The 18981-nt window shown below is 44.8% G+C and carries 21 protein-coding genes; all 21 read left to right on the top strand.

Annotated elements, in window-relative coordinates; genetic code table 11:
* Nucleotides 1-16: 16 nt before the first annotated feature.
* Nucleotides 17-787: a Fe-S cluster assembly ATPase SufC gene (gene sufC / locus J0L60_00515; protein MBN8544588.1), complete on the top strand. Its 771-nt coding sequence runs from the start codon at nucleotides 17-19 to the stop codon at nucleotides 785-787.
* A complete protein-coding gene (gene sufD, locus J0L60_00520) occupies nucleotides 784-2091 on the top strand; it encodes a Fe-S cluster assembly protein SufD (protein MBN8544589.1) in 1308 nt (435 codons plus the stop codon). The genes sufC and sufD overlap by 4 nt, the downstream gene beginning before the upstream one ends.
* Nucleotides 2088-3311 carry a cysteine desulfurase gene (locus J0L60_00525; GenBank protein ID MBN8544590.1) on the top strand — a complete coding sequence of 408 codons (1224 nt, stop codon included), beginning with the start codon at nucleotides 2088-2090 and terminating at the stop codon, nucleotides 3309-3311. The genes sufD and J0L60_00525 overlap by 4 nt, the downstream gene beginning before the upstream one ends.
* Nucleotides 3308-3763 (top strand): SUF system NifU family Fe-S cluster assembly protein, encoded by a 456-nt coding sequence (locus J0L60_00530; GenBank protein ID MBN8544591.1) that lies wholly within the window; start codon nucleotides 3308-3310, stop codon nucleotides 3761-3763. Before J0L60_00525 ends, J0L60_00530 begins: the two co-directional genes overlap by 4 nt.
* Before the next feature lie 4 nt (nucleotides 3764-3767).
* Nucleotides 3768-4088 carry a DUF59 domain-containing protein gene (locus J0L60_00535; protein ID MBN8544592.1) on the top strand — a complete coding sequence of 107 codons (321 nt, stop codon included), beginning with the start codon at nucleotides 3768-3770 and terminating at the stop codon, nucleotides 4086-4088.
* 59 nt (nucleotides 4089-4147) lie between these two features.
* The gene (locus tag J0L60_00540; GenBank protein ID MBN8544593.1) at nucleotides 4148-4678 is read left to right on the top strand and encodes a BrxA/BrxB family bacilliredoxin; all 531 of its coding nucleotides are present in this window, start codon (nucleotides 4148-4150) and stop codon (nucleotides 4676-4678) included.
* Between the two features lie 9 nt (nucleotides 4679-4687).
* On the top strand, nucleotides 4688-5188 hold the full coding sequence (locus J0L60_00545; protein MBN8544594.1) for an Rrf2 family transcriptional regulator: 501 nt from the start codon (nucleotides 4688-4690) through the stop codon (nucleotides 5186-5188).
* A gap of 101 nt (nucleotides 5189-5289) precedes the next feature.
* Entirely contained in the window at nucleotides 5290-6114 is an 825-nt protein-coding gene (locus tag J0L60_00550) for an SDR family oxidoreductase (GenBank protein MBN8544595.1), read from the top strand.
* Complete coding sequence (locus J0L60_00555) at nucleotides 6111-7676, top strand: aldehyde dehydrogenase family protein (protein MBN8544596.1); 1566 nt, start codon at nucleotides 6111-6113, stop codon at nucleotides 7674-7676. Before J0L60_00550 ends, J0L60_00555 begins: the two co-directional genes overlap by 4 nt.
* A gap of 1 nt (nucleotide 7677) precedes the next feature.
* Nucleotides 7678-8994, top strand: coding sequence for a 4Fe-4S dicluster domain-containing protein (locus J0L60_00560; protein MBN8544597.1), 1317 nt, complete (start codon nucleotides 7678-7680; stop codon nucleotides 8992-8994).
* A 7-nt stretch (nucleotides 8995-9001) separates the two neighbouring features.
* On the top strand, nucleotides 9002-9556 hold the full coding sequence (locus J0L60_00565) for a BMC domain-containing protein (protein MBN8544598.1): 555 nt from the start codon (nucleotides 9002-9004) through the stop codon (nucleotides 9554-9556).
* Nucleotides 9557-9607: 51 nt separating this feature from the next.
* On the top strand, nucleotides 9608-10591 hold the full coding sequence (locus J0L60_00570; GenBank protein MBN8544599.1) for an AAA family ATPase: 984 nt from the start codon (nucleotides 9608-9610) through the stop codon (nucleotides 10589-10591).
* A 61-nt stretch (nucleotides 10592-10652) separates the two neighbouring features.
* Entirely contained in the window at nucleotides 10653-11528 is an 876-nt protein-coding gene (locus tag J0L60_00575; protein MBN8544600.1) for a DUF58 domain-containing protein, read from the top strand.
* Between the two features lies 1 nt (nucleotide 11529).
* Nucleotides 11530-12480: a hypothetical protein gene (locus J0L60_00580; protein ID MBN8544601.1), complete on the top strand. Its 951-nt coding sequence runs from the start codon at nucleotides 11530-11532 to the stop codon at nucleotides 12478-12480.
* On the top strand, nucleotides 12473-13462 hold the full coding sequence (locus J0L60_00585) for a VWA domain-containing protein (GenBank protein ID MBN8544602.1): 990 nt from the start codon (nucleotides 12473-12475) through the stop codon (nucleotides 13460-13462). The genes J0L60_00580 and J0L60_00585 overlap by 8 nt, the downstream gene beginning before the upstream one ends.
* Nucleotide 13463: 1 nt before the next feature.
* A complete protein-coding gene (locus tag J0L60_00590) occupies nucleotides 13464-14465 on the top strand; it encodes a VWA domain-containing protein (GenBank protein MBN8544603.1) in 1002 nt (333 codons plus the stop codon).
* A 69-nt stretch (nucleotides 14466-14534) separates the two neighbouring features.
* Nucleotides 14535-15293: a tetratricopeptide repeat protein gene (locus J0L60_00595; GenBank protein ID MBN8544604.1), complete on the top strand. Its 759-nt coding sequence runs from the start codon at nucleotides 14535-14537 to the stop codon at nucleotides 15291-15293.
* Nucleotides 15287-17056 (top strand): protein BatD, encoded by a 1770-nt coding sequence (locus J0L60_00600; GenBank protein MBN8544605.1) that lies wholly within the window; start codon nucleotides 15287-15289, stop codon nucleotides 17054-17056. Before J0L60_00595 ends, J0L60_00600 begins: the two co-directional genes overlap by 7 nt.
* Nucleotides 17053-17826, top strand: a complete 774-nt coding sequence (locus J0L60_00605; protein ID MBN8544606.1) for an SH3 domain-containing protein — start codon at nucleotides 17053-17055, stop codon at nucleotides 17824-17826. Before J0L60_00600 ends, J0L60_00605 begins: the two co-directional genes overlap by 4 nt.
* A gap of 86 nt (nucleotides 17827-17912) precedes the next feature.
* Nucleotides 17913-18641: a 1-acyl-sn-glycerol-3-phosphate acyltransferase gene (locus J0L60_00610; GenBank protein MBN8544607.1), complete on the top strand. Its 729-nt coding sequence runs from the start codon at nucleotides 17913-17915 to the stop codon at nucleotides 18639-18641.
* Nucleotides 18625-18927, top strand: coding sequence for an Asp-tRNA(Asn)/Glu-tRNA(Gln) amidotransferase subunit GatC (gene gatC, locus J0L60_00615; protein MBN8544608.1), 303 nt, complete (start codon nucleotides 18625-18627; stop codon nucleotides 18925-18927). Before J0L60_00610 ends, gatC begins: the two co-directional genes overlap by 17 nt.
* Nucleotides 18928-18981 lie beyond the last annotated feature (54 nt).

Below are 18981 nucleotides of genomic sequence, written 5' to 3' on the forward strand. Positions count from 1 at the left end.
AATAAGAAAGACGAAAATGATAGAAATTAAAAATTTAAGAGCAGCCATCGACGGCAAAGAAATTTTAAAAGGAATAAACCTCACCGTAAAACCCGGTGAAGTCCACGCAATAATGGGACCAAACGGTTCAGGCAAAAGCACCCTGGCACAGGTTCTCGCAGGCAGGGAAGAGTACGAAGTACTCGAAGGCACCGTAACATTCAACGGCAAAGACCTCCTCGACATGTCCCCTGAAGACCGAGCAAGAGAAGGAGTCTTCCTCGCATTCCAGTACCCCATTGAAATTCCCGGCGTCTCAAACACAAACCTCCTGAAAAACGCCGTAAACGAAATTAAAAAATACAGAGGCGAAGACCCGCTTGATGCCATGGACTTCCTCAAAATGATTAAAGAAAAAATGAAACTCGTTGAAATGCCGCAGGATCTCCTCAGCCGTTCCGTAAACGAAGGATTCTCAGGCGGTGAAAAGAAGAGAAACGAAGTCTTCCAAATGGCAGTGCTCGACCCAAAACTCGCAATCCTTGACGAGACCGACTCAGGCCTCGACATCGACGCACTCCGCATCGTCGCAAGCGGCGTAAACTCGCTCCGCAGACCCGACAACTCATTCATAGTCGTAACACACTACCAAAGACTCCTCGACTACATCGTACCCGACTTCGTACATGTCCTCTACAAAGGAAGAATAATCAAATCAGGCGACAAATCCCTCGCCCTCTTCCTCGAAGAAAAAGGATACGACTGGGTAAAAGACCATGTGGAAGAATTCGTGGCAGGAACAATATGAGCGCCGACATCAAAAAATGGTATGCCGAAGGCTTCAAGAAATTTGAAGAGAGCTTGAACGGAGAGTCTAAACTCCCCATTCACCAAACCCGAATCTCCGCCATCGAGGAGTTCAACAAAGCCAAATTCCCGACACTCAAAGACGAAGAATGGAAATACACCAATCTTGCGCCATTATTAGCGACCAGGTTTGAAGTACCAAAAATAATACCTAATACCTCATACCTAATACCTAATACCTCATACCTAATACCTAATACCTATAAACTGGTTTTTGTAAACGGCATATATGATGAAGCTAACTCGCAGGAACTTGACGAACCCGGGATAACACTTTGCAATCTTAAAACTGCAATAAAAAAATATCCCGAAGAAGTAAATCTCCACATTGGTAAGCTTGCCAAAACGGAATCCTCCATCTTCACCGCTCTCTCCACGGCGTACATAAACGATGGAGTATTCCTCAAAGTAAAATCCGGCTACACCCTCGACAAACCCGTGCAAATCCTCTACATCACCACAGGAGCCCACAACCTCCTCATACAGCCGCGTAACCTCTTCATCATCGGCAAAAACGCACAGGCAAAAGTCGTCGAAACATACACCGCCCAAGACCAAAGCACCAGCTTCACAAACGCAGTCACAGAATCAGTCGTTGACCGGAACGGCAGACTCGAACACATAAAAATACAGGAAGAAAGCCTCAAAACCTTCCACATATCAAACACCGGAATAACACTCGAAAAAGAGAGCACATACGCCTCCTACAACATAAACTTCGGAGGCTCAATCGTCCGCAACGACCTCAACGCACGCTTCAACGGAGAACACGCACACTGCACCCTCAACGGACTCTACATCGCCCAAGGCACACAGCACATCGACAACCACACACTCATCGACCACGCAGTGCCAAACTGCGAAAGCCATGAAATGTACAAAGGAGTCCTCGACCACACAAGCCGCGCGGTCTTCAACGGAAAAGTCTTCGTCCGCAAAGACGCACAAAAAACAAACGCATTCCAGGAAAACAAAACCGTTCTCCTCTCAGACAGCGCACGAATAGACACAAAACCCCAACTCGAAATATTCGCCGACGATGTAAAATGCTCACACGGAGCAACCATCGGAAAACTCTCCGACCAATCAATATTCTACCTCCGCGCAAGAGGAATCAGCGAACAGCTCGCAAAAACAATCATAATAAACGCATTCGCAAACGACGCAGTCCACACAATCACCATCGACTCCGTCCGTCAGCAAATAGAAGAACGCGTAGCCACAAAACTCTCGAAAAACACATGACACTCGACATCCAGAAAATACGCAGCCATTTCCCAATCCTCAACCAAACCGTCCACGGGAAACCACTCGTTTACCTCGACAACGCAGCAACAACCCAAAAGCCGCAAGTCGTCATAGACGCACTCACAGACTATTACACAAACTACAACTCAAACATCCACCGCGGAGTCCACCACCTCAGCCAAATCGCAACCGACAAATACGAACAGGCCAGAGAAAAAATCCGCACCTTCATCAACGCGCCAAAAACAGAAGAAGTCATCCTCCTCCGAGGAACAACCGAAGCCATAAACCTCGTCGCCAACACCTGGGGAACACAAAACATAAAACAAGGCGACCAGATAATCATCACCCAAATGGAGCACCACTCCAACATCGTCCCGTGGCAGCTCCTCGCACAACGAACAGGAGCAACCCTCAAAGCAATCCCCGTCAACGACAACGGCGAACTCATACTCGAGGAATACAAAAAACTCCTCAACAACAAAACAAAACTCGTAGCCGTAGTCCACGCATCCAACACACTCGGCACAATAAACCCCGTAAAAGAAATAACACAACTCGCACACGACGCCGGAGCAAAAGTCCTCATCGACGGCGCACAGGCAGTCCAGCACCTCAAAATCGACATCCAGGACATCGGCTGCGACTTCTACACCTTCTCCGGACACAAACTCTACGCCCCAACAGGCATCGGAGTCCTCTGGGCAAAACAACAAATCCTCGAACAAATGCCCCCGTGGCAAGGAGGCGGCGACATGATACTCTCCGTCACACTCGAAAAAACCATTTACAACCAAATACCCTACAAATTCGAGGCAGGAACACCAAACATCGCCGACACCATCGCACTCGGAACAGCAATCGACTACATAAACACAATCGGCATCCAAAACATCGCACAATACGAAAACCAACTCTACCAATATGCCCTCGAAAAACTCCTCCCAATACCCGGACTTACCCTCATCGGTAACGCCCCCCACAAAACAGCAGTATTCTCATTCAAACTCGAAGGCATACACCCCCACGACGTCGGAACAATACTCGACCTCGAAGGAATCGCAATAAGAACAGGACACATGTGCACACAACCCGTAATGCAGCGGTTCGGCGTCCCCGCACTCTCCCGAATCTCACTCGCATACTATAACACAAAACACGAAATCGACCTCGCAGCCCGTGCAATCAACAAAGTAATAGAAGTTTTCAACTCATGAACGACGAACTAAAAGAACTCTACCAGCAGGTCATACTCGACCACAACAAAAATCCCCGCAACTTCAGGGAAATAAACCCCCCAACACACACATCCGAAGGACTAAACCCCCTCTGCGGCGACCATATCCACATATACCTCGACATCCACGACGGCATAATAAAAGACATCTCCTTCCAGGGCAACGGATGCGCAATCTCAAAATCATCCGCATCCATAATGACAGCAGAACTCAAAGGCAAAACCCTCGAACAAGCCGAACAACTCTTTCAACAATTTCACGACATGGTAACCGGAAAGCTCGACGACCCCCAACAAATAGAACAACTCGGCAAACCCGCCATCTTCCTCGGAGTCAGAGACTACCCCGTACGCGTAAAATGCGCAAGCCTCCCATGGCACACCATGCACGCTGCACTACACCAAAAAGACACCGCAGTCACAACAGAGTAAACACATGACAAAAGAAACCGTACAACAACTCCAGGACAAAGTCATAGACACCCTCAAAAACATCTATGACCCCGAAATACCCGTCGACATCTGGGAACTCGGACTCATCTACCACCTCAAATTCGACCTCGAAGGCAACCTCATCGTCCAAATGACACTCACAAGCCCAATGTGCCCCGTAGCCGAATCACTCCCCGTGGAAGTCGAAACCAAACTCAAAACAATCCCCGGAATAAACAATGTCAAAATACAACTCATCTGGGACCCCCCATGGGACAAAGACATGATGAGCGAAGTAGCAAAACTCGAACTCGGATTTTTATAAAACATAACCTGTCACAACAGACAGAGATACAAACAAGCAAACCCTGAAAAGGAGAGCAAATGTTAAACACACTCAGACCCCCCCTATACGATCAGGAATCCGTCCAACCCTTCAGAGACGAACTCCTTGCAGTCGGTTTCCGGGAAGCAACAACACCTGCAGAAGTAGATGCAGCCATACTAAACAACCCCGGCAAAACCGTCCTGGCAGTCATCAACTCAGTATGCGGATGTGCCGCCGGTTCAGCCCGTCCCGGAGTCTCACTTTCACTCCAGCATACCGTAATACCCGACAAACTCATTACCGTCTTTGCCGGTCAGGAGAGAGATGCCGTCGATACCCTCAGAGGTCATCTCAAGGGTTACCCCCCTTCATCTCCCTCAGTTGCTTTGTTCAAAGATGGTGAAGTTATCTTCTTTATGCCCCGTCTTCAGATCGAGGGCAGAAGTGCGGCACAAATCTCTCACGACTTAATCTCTGCATACGATCAGTTTTGTTCTGCCGAAGGTCCCTCCATACCACCTGACGCATTTGACAAAGTAATGTATGCAAAGATGTGCGGCTCTAAAATTCCCCTTTACAAAGGATAATCCCTTTAGATGAAGTTTAGCTCACAGGAAGAATACGGCTTACGGCTTTTGCTTCGTATTGCAAAGCACTCTGACACTTTAGGCATGACCATACCTGAGCTTGCAGAAGCCGAGGGGTTGGGAAGTGCAAATGTGGCAAAGCTTCTCAGGGCTCTTCGTCTTGGTGGTTACATTGAATCTCTAAGAGGGCAGCGGGGGGGTTACAGGCTCTCCCGTCATCCCTCATCCATCCTTGTGGCAGATGTCATGAACGATCTTGGTGGCAGGCTTTTCGACCACACCTTTTGCACCCATCACTCCGGTATCGATGCCGCTTGCACACACGAAATCAACTGTTCCGTCCGTTCCCTCTGGTCTGTCATCCAATCCGTAGTCGACGCCGTTCTCCTCCAAACCACCCTCCAGGACCTCATGACAAACGAACAATCACTCCACCAAAAACTCTCTCCCATCGCTCATGACTCCATCTCCGCATTCCAAGCCGTCAAACAACTCAAAAAAGAACTGTGACAATTAATACCCCTTCCTCAAAAAATCCTCTCCTCTGAAATTACCCCTTATTCTCAAAGCAAAAATCTCTAAATTACGGGTTTAAAATCGGGATTATTTTGATGAAAGAGTTATCGAGAGCTACTGCTGTAGTTACGGGTGGTGCCATGGGAATTGGCCTGGCTACCGTAAAAAGACTTCTTGCCGAAGGTGTAACGGTGACCATCTGGGATCTGAACCCCGCCTCAATAGAGAATGCGAAAAAAGAACTTGATGGGAAGGGGAAAGTCTTCTACCATGAATGTGATGTTTGTGATAAAAATCGTGTGTATGCTCTGGCTGAAACCGCTTTTAAGGAGATGGGAAGTGTGGATATTCTCGTGAACAATGCAGGTTTCGTAAGAAGCGGCTACTTCCATGAAAGACCCGATGAAGAGTGGGAAAAGACAATAGATGTGAACCTCACAAGCTTTATTTACACTACGAAAGCTTTTCTTCCTGCTATGTATGAGAATGACAGGGGGCATGTGGTTAATATTTCATCCGCTGCAGGAACAATCGGCGTTCCGGGGCTTGCAATGTATGCAGCTACAAAATGGGCTGTTTGGGGACTGACGGAATCACTTCGATTTGAGGCTCAGAACCTTGGAAAGAAAGGAGTCAAATTTTCATCGATCCATCCTTCCTATATAAGGACGGGAATGTTTGAGGGGGCAAAAATTCCTTTCCCGGGAGGATTGATTGTACCTTTGTTGAAGAGCCATGATGTAATCGCCAAGGCAATTGTGGAATCGGCGATAAAAAAGGGGAGGAATTCACCCAAACGACCATATACAGTTCATCTTACGCCGAGAATGAGGCTGATGCCTGACTCATGGTTCCAGTGGACTCTTCGATTCCTCAAAGTCACAGACAGCATGAACACCTTTAAAGGGAGAGAAAAATGAGCACTACCGTTTCTTATAATTCTGCAACAGGAGAAAAAATCGGGGAGACACCTCTTAACACCGTAGAGGAACTGAAGGAGGCTGTAGCGAGGGCAAAATCAGCTCAGATCAAGTGGGGATCATTCTCCTTCGATAAAAGAAGGGATTGTCTCCTTAAAATGAGGGATTATATCTCCGCAAATGCCGACAGATTCTCGGAAACCATAGCAAAGGATGCGGGAAAAACCACCTTCGATGCTCTTTCCACGGAGGTGATGCCTTCGGTGCTTGCGGTTAACTATTATGCAAAAAATGCAAAAAGAATTTTAAAACGGAAAAGACTTAAACCGGGAAACATCCTTCTCTCCAACAAAATTTCATATATAGATCGTGTACCTTACGGGGTGATAGGGATTATAAGTCCGTGGAACTACCCCTTCGGGATTCCCGTTCATGAAGTGGCAATGGCATTAATAGCAGGGAATGGAGTGGTTCTTAAAGCTGCGTCCCAGACACAGGAAGTTGCGAAGCTGATTGAAGAATCGGTTAATGCTTCTGGTTTGCCCGACGGATTGTTCAGACTGCTGAATATTCCTGGAAATATAGCCGGTGATGCATTTATCGAATCGGGGATAGACAAACTTTTCTTCACGGGTTCCGTTCCTGTCGGCAAAAAACTGATGAAAAAGGCATCCGAAAAGCTCCTTCCGATCTCCCTTGAGCTTGGCGGAAATGATGCAATGATAGTTCTTGAAGATGCCGACATATACCGCGCTGCTGCGGGTGCACTTTGGGCGGGATTGAGTAACTCGGGACAATCGTGTGCAGGTGTTGAACGAATCTATGTCCACGAAAAAATTTACACAAATTTCGTCGATGAACTTAAAAGACAGGGAGCGGCACTTCGGCAGGGACCCGGCACCTCCTTCGATGTTGAAATTGGTGCGATGACAACCGTGAATCAGTTGAAAACTGTTGAATCCCATCTCGAGGATGCAATTTCAAAAGGGGGAATTGCCACACCTCTCGGTTCCGTGAAAGGCGATATCTCAAAAGGTCAGTTCCACACTCCTTACCTGGTGGAAAATGTATCAGGTGATATGATTATGATGCAGGAGGAGACTTTCGGACCTCTGCTCGGGATACAGAAATTTTCGACACACGATGAGGCAGTGGCTCTCGCCAATAATTCAAATCTTGGTCTCACTGCATCCGTTTGGACAACCGACCGTAAGAAGGGGCATGCACTTGCCTCACGGTTGGAAGCAGGTACCGTAACCATTAACGACCATTTGATGTCTCACGGCCTTGCGGAAACCCCCTGGGGCGGATTCAAGGAATCGGGTTATGGAAGAACCCACGGGTCTGTTGGTCTCGAAGCCATGACACAGCCAAGGTGTGTAGTGGATGACATTCTGCCCGGTGTAAAAAGGAACATGTGGTGGTATCCTCACGGGAAAAAGGTTTATGACGGACTAAAAGGAGGATTGGAACTTCTCTATGGAGATTCAATCCCTGTAAGATTTAATGGTGCAATAAACCTTGTTAAAACATTTTTCAGAACATTTACAGAAAACAAATAAGATGGATTTATCGAGTCTGATAAAAAATGCCGGAGTTGTCGGTGCGGGCGGTGCGGGATTTCCGACACATGTGAAATCCGGTTCAAAAGTGGAATTTGTACTGGCAAACGGTGCCGAATGTGAACCCCTTCTCCACAAAGATTATGAACTGATGCTGTTGAAGGCAGAGGAGATGATTGAGGGGATGGCTCTAATGATCAAAGCCACGGGTGCAAAAAAAGGATACTTTGGCATCAAATCAAAAAATGCTGCCGCCATTGAAGTTGTGAAATCAAAAATCGGAAATCACCCGATAGAAATCACCGAACTCGGCGACTTTTATCCCTCGGGAGATGAATACGAGCTGGTTTATACAGCGACGGGAAGATTGATTCCGGCTGGCGGAATCCCATTGAATGTCGGTTGTGTGGTCAACAATGTTGAGACCCTTATGAATATTAAACACGCCGCTGAAGAAAAACCCGTTACGGAAAAGTTTATATGTGTAGCGGGTGCGGTTAAAAAACCATCCAGTTTCTTTGTCCCTGTCGGTACATCTGCAAGGGAAGTGATAGAGCTTGCAGGTGGTAGCAGCGAGAGTGAATATGCAGTATTCAACGGCGGTTTGATGATGGGAAAACTGATGGACAATCTTGATGAACCCGTAACAAAAACAACGGGCGGTTTCATAGTTTTACCAAAAAAGCACCACCTCGTATTCAGGATGAGTCAGCCCGAATCGAGCTGGCACAGGATAGGGAAATCAGCCTGTGACCAGTGCAGCTACTGCACCGAATTTTGTCCGAGATATCTGTTAGGTTATGATGTTCAGCCGCACAAGGTGATGAGGTCGCTTGGCTTCACTTCCTCTGGAGCCGGTTACTGGAATCAGATGGCAGAGCTTTGTTGTTCATGCGGATTATGTACCCTTTATGCATGTCCCGAAGAACTGTTCCCAAAGGAAGCATGCGATCAGTCGAAGCGAAACATGCGGATTGAGGGGGTAAAATATGTGCAGAAGCATCCGGTTAAAGTGCATCCGATGAAGGAGGGAAGAAGAGTCCCCCTGAAGATGTTGATGAAAAAACTCAAGGTGCAGGATCTTGCGGCCGATACCCCATTTATTAATGTGAACCACCAGCCGAGTGAAGTAAAAATAAAACTTAAACAGGCTGTGGGTGATGCATCACTTCCCGTTGTGGGATTGCGTGACAGAGTGGCAAAAGGGGACTTAGTGGCACAAATTCCGGAAGGAAAACTCGGTTCCAACATCCATGCCTCCATTTCAGGTACCGTGGTTGATGTAAACAACGATTTTATAAGAATTATTAACAATTAGAAGAACCATGATCAAGAAAAATTCGTTAGGACTAATAGAATTAAGCAGTATTGCCTCGGGGATGCACGCAGCGGATATCATGCTGAAGACTGCTGATGTTGAGCTCGTTATCTCGCGTACGATCTGTTCAGGTAAATACATGAGCATTATCGGCGGGGATGTGGCGGCAGTGAGATCATCCGTTGAGACCGCGATTGACACAATAGGATTTGGAGTGATAGACTACTTCATCATTCCGAATGTCCATCCCGATGTCTTTCCGGCACTTGCAGGTCATTCCAATGTTGATTTGCTGCAGGCACTCGGCATACTCGAAAGCTTTTCGGTCGCCTCATTAATTGAAGCCGCAGATGCCGCCGTAAAAGCTGCAAAAGTGAGACTGATTGAGATTCGTCTCGCGATGGCTCTTGGTGGTAAAGCGTTTTGCACCATTACAGGTGAAGTGGCGGCTGTTCAGGCTGCAGTTGATGCCGGGGCTCAGGTTATACAGGAGAAAGGATTACTGGTTAACAAAATTGTGATTCCGCAACCCCGTCAGGAACTGTTGCGTGAAATGATCTGATCTGAAAATTTCACATACAATATAAATTAAGATTAAAATTAAGAGACAAAAATGGATATCGCCGAATTAAATGAACGGATAAAAAGCGAGAGCTGGTTTATCGATGAAATGTTGCAGGAGATGCACAAAGTTGTAATCGGGCAGTCTGAAATGCTCGAAAGGTTGTTGATCGGCTTGTTTGCAAACGGGCACATTCTACTCGAGGGGGTTCCCGGACTGGCTAAAACTCTTGCCATCAAAACCCTCGCATCTGTTATGGATGCAAAGTTTCAGAGGATACAATTCACTCCCGACCTCCTTCCTGCCGACTTGACAGGTACTCAGATTTACAATCAGAAAGAGGGGAACTTCACGATAAGGAAAGGTCCCGTCTTTTCAAATTTCATACTTGCTGATGAGATCAACAGAGCCCCTGCAAAAGTTCAAAGTGCGCTACTCGAGGCTATGCAGGAGAGACAGGTAACAATTGGTGAAACCACCTTCAAACTCGAAGAGCCGTTTCTCGTTCTTGCCACTCAGAATCCAATCGAACAGGAAGGTACCTATCCGCTTCCCGAAGCACAGGTTGACAGATTCATGCTTAAAATAAAGATTACCTACCCCTCCAGAGAAGAGGAACTGGTGATCATGAGGCAAAATCTGTATCAGGATACCATAGGTTTGAATAAAGTGGTGACCAAAGAACAGATTATGAAAGGGCGACAGCTCCTTAAGGAAGTTTATCTCGATGAAAAGATTGAAAAATATATTCTTGATATCGTTTTTGCCACTAGAAATCCGGGACAGTTCCGGCTCGAAAAACTGAAAGACCTCATCGGGTATGGTGCCTCACCAAGAGCCACCATCAACCTCTCTCTTGCTGCCAGAGGCATGGCACTCCTCAGGAGGAGAGGATATGTAATACCCGATGATGTCAGATCGATCGCTATGGATGTTTTGAGACACAGAATTTCGGTGAGCTACGAGGCTGAAGCGGAAGAAATCACATCCGAGTTCATCATCAAAGAGATATTGAACAAAATTGAAGTACCTTGATGTCAATTCGTTTGTTGTTGAAGAAGTTAAAATCGTGAATCCCGAACAAACAGGAAAATAATTGGACACCAAAGAGATACTTAAAAAAGTTCGCCGTGTTGAACTGAAGACCAGAGGCGTGGTTAACGACCTCTTCTCGGGTGAATATCATTCGGTATTCAAAGGGAGGGGTATGACATTCTCGGAGGTCAGGGAATATTCGGTCGGCGACGATGTTCGAAACATTGACTGGAATGTAAGTGCCCGCTTCGCTCATCCTTTTGTAAAAGTGTTTGAAGAGGAACGGGAGCTTACGGTAATGCTTCTGGTTGACATGAGCGGTTCGCAACAATTCGGAACGAGAAAACAGACGAAGCAGGAACTTGCCGCTGAACTCTCGGCAATATTCGCGTTCAGTGCCCTGAAAAACAATGACAAGACGGGACTCATTTTGTTCACCGACAAAGTCGAAAAGTTTATCCCCCCGAAAAAGAGCCGTTCACATCCCCTAAGGATTATCCGTGAAGTGATCAATGCCGTCCCCGAGGGAAAAGGGACCAACATAAAAGCAGCCCTCGAGTATCTTAACAGCATGATTACTAAAAGGGCAATTGTCTTTTTAATTTCCGATTTTCAGGACAGGGGATATGATACCATATTTAAGACTGTAGCGAAGAAGCATGATCTTGTGTCGGTGGTTTTGGAAGATGACAGGGAAATCGCACTTCCTAAAATCGGACTTGTGGATTTTGTTGATCCCGAGACGGGGGAAAGAACCACAATCAACACCTCCTCAATGGAGTTTCGGAAATACTTTTTTGAGAAATGGCACGCTGACAGGGAATACCGAGAGAACCTGATGAAAGCCTGTAAAGTTGACCGGATTGAGATTAAGACGGGACAGAGTTATGTAAAACCGTTGACGGCGTTTTTCAAATTAAGGGAAAAAAGGTGGTAGGATGAGAAATAATTTTTTGGTTCTGCTTCTCTTTTTTGCAGCAGTTTTGTCAGGGGCGATTTATTCCCAGGCACCCGATATAAAGTTAACTCTTGAAACGGAGAAAAGGGAATATCAAGTCGGTGACAAGATATTTTTTACATTCCGGCTTGAGTACCCGGGAGAGTATAAATTGCTGGAGACTCCGCTGATTGATTCAATTTCGGCTGCCGGTCTTGAATATTTAACGACGGATACACTTCAAAACATCGAAAAGAACGGAGTTATTTCCCGTGATTTCAACTATTCTTTTTCCGGTTTTGATTCCCTTGATGTAAAAATAAACAAATATGATTTTAGATTTGTAAAGGGAACCGATACCCTTGTAAAAAGCACTACTCCGTTTGTTATTAAAATCAGACCGCTTGAAATCGATACCACAAAAGAGATAAGTGATGTGAAGCCTCCCGAGAGAATTCCTTGGGGGTGGCTGGAATATTCAATTTTGTTCGGCGGACTTGCCCTAGCGGCATTTCTTGGATGGCTGATCTATCGTAGGTTCAAGAAAAAACCGGTTGAAGAGAAAATTGTTGAAGAGCCCGTGAAAATATTGACAAATTTCGATAAAGCGTTGGCAAAACTTGAGGAAATCGATCAAAAGGGTTATCTGAATGAAAGGAAAGTAAAAGAACATTTCAGCGAGGTCTCAGACACGCTCAGGTGGTTTTTTGAAGTTGAATTTGGTTTCCTTTCACTGGAGATGACTACCCGTGAGACCATCCAGTCCCTTAACAAAAAAGGGATGTCACAGGAAATTATTTCAGGTGTGGATGACTTCCTTACCAGGGCTGACATGGTGAAATTTGCGAAATACACCCCTTCGGAAATTGAGCAGAGCAACTACATTGCGGGAGCGGTTACACTTCTGAAAGCGTGTGATAAAAAGAGTTCGGCAGGGAGTATTAATGTTTAACGGTGCCGGTTTTGCTTATCCATTTGTTTTGCTCCTTCTGCTCGTAATCCCTTTTATTCTTTGGTACTTAAAGAAAAAGGGGGAAGGACGGGCGGCAATTCAATATTCCAAGGCGGGGGAGGCTGCAAAATTTAAGGATATTCGTTCCCGCTTGAGTGACCTGCCAAAATATCTTGATATTGCGGCACTTGCCCTGTTGATAATAGCTCTGGCAAGACCTCAGACTGAACTTTCGGAGGAGAGTGTATATGCTGAGGGGATCGATATCTGTGTGGTACTCGATGTGTCGGGAAGCATGCTCGCAAAAGATTTCGAACCGAACCGGCTTGAGGCTGCGAAAGTGATTACGAGGGAGTTTATATCGGGGAGGGATAACGACCGCATCGGTCTGGTTATTTTTGCGAAGGAAGCCTTTACCCAGTGCCCTCTTACAGTCGATCATAACGCTGTGGTCTCGTTGCTTGATGAAATTCAGAGCGGATTTCTTGAGGATGGTACAGCAATCGGGAATGCCCTTGCAAGCGGTGTAAACCGGTTGAAAGACTCTGAAAGCAAGAGCAAGGTGATAATTCTCCTGACTGACGGCGTCAATAATGCGGGTGAAATAGACCCGAACTCGGCTGCGGAGATTGCCGGTCAATTCGGAGTGAGAGTTTATACTGTCGGAGTCGGAACGATGGGTGAAGCTCCGTATGATATTCCCGGACCTTTCGGGATGCAGAGGCAGATGGTGCCCGTTGAGATTGATGAACCACTCCTTCAGAAGATTGCTTCGGGAACGGGTGGAAAATATTTCCGTGCTACAGACAATCAGAAACTTGAGAGCATTTATCAGGAAATTGACAGACTGGAGAGAACCAGAATAGAGGTTAGTTCGTTTAAAAGGAAGTCGGAAAAATTTATTTTCTTTGCTTCAGCAGGTTTGATAATGTTGCTGTTGTCAAGATTGCTCGGATTTACCTGGTTGAGGAGGCTACCGTAAGATGCTAAAATTTGCCTATGACCTTAACCTGATTTTTATCGTGGCTCTTGTGGTTACAGTCCCCCTCTTTTTCTTCTACTACAGCGCGAAAAAAGAGATAATTTCAGGATTCTTTTCGGGGATGGATCATGACGGGCTTATCGAAAACAAGATCTATAACAGGGAATTGATCCGTTTTGGGCTCTTTTTTGTTGCCGGAATTCTGCTGATTTTTACACTTGCGAGACCGCAGGTCGGTTCCAAAGTTGAAACAGTGAAGCAGACCGGTATTGATGTCTTTTTCCTTCTTGATGTTTCGAACTCGATGGCAGCAGAGGATTTGAAACCAAGCCGGCTCGAAAAAGCCAAAAATGATATCGAGATTATGCTCAAAAAGATGGCGGGAGACAGAATCGGAATGATCATTTTTGCGGGCCAGAGTTACCTGCAATTCCCTCTGACTCTCGATCACTCAATCGGGAAGCTGATTCTCGGGACAATCGACATCACAAGTGTTGCACAACAGGGGACAGATATAGCCGGTGCCATGGAGATGGCGATGAAAGGCTTTTCCTCCTCGAAAAACAAGGGTAAGGCAGTGCTAATCTTTTCCGATGGTGAAGATCATGAAAAAGGTGCCGAGGATGCCGTGAAAGCAGCGGCCGGTGACGGAATCAGGGTATTTACAGTGGCAATCGGTTCTCCCAATGGAGCAAAAATTCCCATCTATTCTGGTGAAACCGTGACAGGGTTCAAAGTGGATGGTGAAGGAAATGAAGTTGTCACGAAAGTAAATGAGGAGAAATTGAAAAAACTTGCCTCGCTTGGGGGCGGTCAATTTTTCAGAAGTGATGACAATTCCGAGTACCTGGCAAAGTTATACGAGGATATCAGCAATCTTGAGAAATCGGAATTTGGTGCCTTCAAAGTGGTTGAATATGATGAAGTTTTTCACTGGTTTCTGGTACCGGCAATTCTCCTGCTGATCGCCGGATTCTTCATCGGTGACAAAAAAAGAAATTAAGATTATCGACTGTAATTACAGTTTAACATGAAATTTAAGTTTGACAGAAATTGAAATATTGAGAAATTTATGAGAATAATTATTTTGCTGTTTTTTATGGCTCTCCCGTTGATTGCCCAATCGTTGAAAGGCACCAATAATGAAGGTGTGGACAAGTACGAGGGGGGCAAATTCGATGAGGCAATTGGTTTGTTTAAAAAAGGAACCGAACTTGATAATAAATCTGCAATTCCTGATTTTAATCTTGGTGCAGGATATTACAAAAAAGGGAACTACAAAGAGTCGGTTCAGTCGTTTCAGAACGCTTTGGGTAAGAGCAGTGATCCCGATTTTCAGTCGAAAGCATGGTACAACATGGGGAATGCCCACCTGAAGGCAGGAGATTATCAGGCTGCGGTTGAAGCCTATAAAAATTCATTAAAACTTGATCCGAACGATGCCGATGCCAAATACAATCTCTCCTACTCACTCAAAAAACTGAAACAAAAACAGGAAGAAGAGAAAAAGAAACAGGACGAAAAGAAGAAAGACGACAAAAAGGACGATAAGAAAGAGGATAAGAAGAAGGATCAGCCAAAGCAGGACGATAAAAAAGAGGACAAGAAAAAAGACGATCAGAATAAAAACAACCAGAACAAAAACGAAGATAAAAAAGACAACAAAGACAAAAAAGATCAGCAGCAGCCCAAAAATCCAAGGCCTGACAAGAACCTGAGCAAGGAAGACGCGGAAAAGATATTGAATGCCCTTAAGGACAAGGAACGGGATGTCAGGAAGAATAAGAAAAATCAGCAATTAAGAGGATTCGGAAGGGAAAAAGATTGGTAATCGCAAGGGTTGGTTATCTTCTTCTGTTTGGAATTTTGTTATCGCTGACCGCACAAAGTCAGAGTGTAAAGGCAACAGTCAGCAGGACTGAGGTAGCTGTCGGGCAGGAGTTTGAACTCTCCTTCAGTTACGAGATGAAAACCACGGGTGATGTCAGGTTTACACCTCCGAATCTTGGCAATTTTTATGTTTTCTCGGGACCTAACGAGTCAAAACAAACCTCCCTCGTTAACATGGATCTTCATGTAAGCGGGAGTTTCTCATATATTCTTTCTGCAAAGAAGGAGGGAACTTATGAAATTCCGGGTGCACTTCTAAAAATTGACGGGAGAACCTTCCGCACCAATTCCGTTAAGATTATCGTTAAAAAAGGTGCAAATACAAGAAATCCTCAGGCTGATAATAACACAGCGGGACTTGAAAACGAAATTTTTATCAGGACGATTGTGAACAAACAGTCAGCTTATCTGGGTGAACAGATAACTGTTGACTACAAACTTTATTTTAATCCGGCACTTCAACCTGATAATCCGAACTATGTCAAGTTGCCGACTTTCGAGGGTTTCTGGGCGGAGGAACTCGACATGCCCGGAAAAATCATGCTCGATCAGGAATTTTACAACGGCAGAACCTACTATGCGGGGGTTGTAAAAACCGCCGCTCTTTTTGCCACAAAGACCGGTACCATTGACATCGCTCCTTTGATTCTTACGATTCCTGTAAATGTATCTGCTTCGGGCAATCCGAACGACCCCCTCAATGATCCGTTTTTCAGGAATTTCCAAAAAGTCGATTACAAGATGACTTCCTCACCTGTGAAGGTTGAGATCCTCCCCATACCTGCAGACCTTTCAAAAATTAATTTTTCCGGGGGAACGGGAAGTTTCGACATAAAAACCTCGACAAAAAAACGGGTATTCAAAAAAAATGAGCCGATCAGGTTTGAGATAGTTATCACGGGGAGAGGGAACATTGAACTGGTGGATGCAGGGAAACTGGAATTTGACAAAAGTTTTGAAGTGCTCGATCCCAATATCGACAAAAAGATCAATCGTCAGGGAATAATTTCAGGCAGTAAAACAATTGAGTATGTTCTGATTCCCAGGGATGGCGGAAAATATACCCTTCCATCGGTGGAGTTCAATTATTTTGATCTTGAAACAAAGACAATAAAAACGATAAAAACTGAAGAAATACCGATTACTGTTTCTGCGGATTCTTACAATCAGGGTGCAACGGGCGGTGACACCGAGGGAATCGATATTTATACCGGACCTGTCGGGTTTTCCAAAGATTTTCCGTCATATCCAACACTTTGGCTGATCTCATTCCTCTTTTTACTTCCTGCTGCAGGTACAGGAATTTTTATTAAGATGAAAAAACGGGAAGAAGAGAGACTGAACGATCCTCTGTTAAAGATCAGGCGTGCAGCTCAGAAGATTGCGAAGGAACGACTTGCAAAAGCATCCGCTTTGATGAACAGCGACGGTTTTGATCAATTCTACACTGAGACGGCTACTGCCCTTGAGGGATATCTCGAAACCAAATACAAACTGCAAAAAATTGAATTCACTTCGGAAAAAGTTTATTCCACACTTGTGACCTCCGGAACAGATGAAACACTTGCTCTTGAGGTGAAAAAACTTCTTGACGAGTGTGAAATGATGAGGTTTGCTCCTGTAGATGGCAAAAGAGAGAGAATGAAAGAGTTTTATGACAGAACTTCGAACATCATTTTAAAGTTTGAAGGGGCTGAATCATGAAACACTTCCTCCTGATTAAATTGACTATCCTTGTTCTGCTTACGATTTTTGTACCAAATCTTGCCGCTCAGGATAGCGCTTCTGTAAAATTTGAAGAGGCAAACAGACTATTCAAGGATAAAAAATATACATCAGCTTTAAAGATTTATGAAGAACTGGCAAAAGAAGGCTACAAGGGGGAAGAACTCTACTTCAACCTCGGATACACATATTCGAAAACAGGGGAAACGGGAAAGAGTATTTTAAACCTCGAGAGAGCACTTCTTTTCAGTAAAAATAATTCCAGAGTTAATGCACTTCTTGTAAATGAGCATCTTAAAATTAAAGACAAGATTGTAAGACTGCCTGATTTTTTCATTTTCAAGTTCTTTAAGGATGTGGCAGCACTTCTAAACATATGGTCCTGGTTATTCATTGCCCTGGTTGCCTATATAATCTTATTGTTTTTCATTGCGGGTTTTATCCTGAAAAAAGATTATGCAGGAAATCGAAATCTCAGTCTTTTTCTGCCGCCAATTCTTTTAGTGATGCTCTTTTCGGTTTCATCATTGTTCATAAACTACGACCTGGCATCCAATGTCAATGAATGTGTAGTAATCTCGGAAAATGTCCATCTTTATTCCGTACCTGAGCCGGGAGGAAATAAAGAGGGGTTGATTTCAGAAGGAAACAAACTCGAGATTTTGGAAGTGTTGACGGACTGGTACAGGGTAAAACTTCCGAACGGCAAAGAGGGCTGGATCCTAAAAACAGGGGTTGAGGAAGTCTGACTTCTTTGTCTCTTCAAATCATTATGTTAACTTTGGGGTTGAAAGAGTAAAAATTTAGTATCAAAAGAACCAACTCGAGACCATAATTGACGATCCTCCGAATTATTGCCCTTGTAATTTATGTAACTGTAGTTTCCATTTATGGAATAATTACACTTCCTTTCGATAAAAAACACAATATTTATTTCAAACTTGCCCGAATTTTCCCTTGGGGAATCCTCAAGATCAGTGGTATAAAACTGGTTGTAACAGGCACCGAGAACATCGACAAGGAGCGGGCTTATGTATATGTGCCGAATCACTCGGGGCTTTACGATATACCTGCCATGCAATATTCTGTGCCAAACAGAATGGTGATGATTTTTAAAAAAGAACTTGGGCGGATCCCGTTTTTCGGATGGCAACTGCTGATGGGACCCTATATATCCGTTGACAGAAAAAATCCTAAAAGTGGAATGCACAGTATCGAAGAAGCCGACAGACTTCTGAACGAGAGAAAATATTCAGTTCTTCTTTTTGCGGAAGGGACAAGGAGCAAGGATGGAGAGGTACATGAGTTCAAGCGGGGGGCTTTTTATCTCGCAGTCAAGGTTAAGCATCCGATTGTTCCTGTCACAATCGTGGGAGCCCGTGAGAGAGTAAATGCAGGAGGGAAATTCAAAATTGTACCCGGGACGATATATGTTCATTACGACAAACCGGTATTTCCACCCGAAGGAAATATTGGTAAAAAAGAGGAACTTGAGTTGATGGAAAAGGTGCGAAACAAAATAATTGAAAATAAAATCAGGATGGAAAATGAGCGTAACAGTTGATGATGTAAAATACATCGCAAAACTTTCAATGCTTCGATTTGATGAAAAGGAGATTGAACAGTTTACACAGGAATTCAACAAAATTATTGAATATGTTGACCAGTTGAATGATATTGATTTATCTGATGTCGAACCGCTTTACCACCCCATTGAGGGAAGTGAGGCAACACTTCGAAACGATGAGCCGGCACCCTCTTTAAATCATGAGAAAGCCTTTAAAAATGCACCCCAAAGGGAGGGAGACCATTTTGCGGTACCAAAAGTAATCAATTCCGACAACAGATAGTGACAATCATAATCAAATAATCCTTCTAAAACCGGCAATCAGGAAGAATATCAA

The sequence above is a fragment of the Ignavibacteria bacterium genome, from assembly GCA_017302895.1.
Classification (GTDB): Bacteria; Bacteroidota; Ignavibacteria; order Ignavibacteriales; family Ignavibacteriaceae; genus UTCHB3.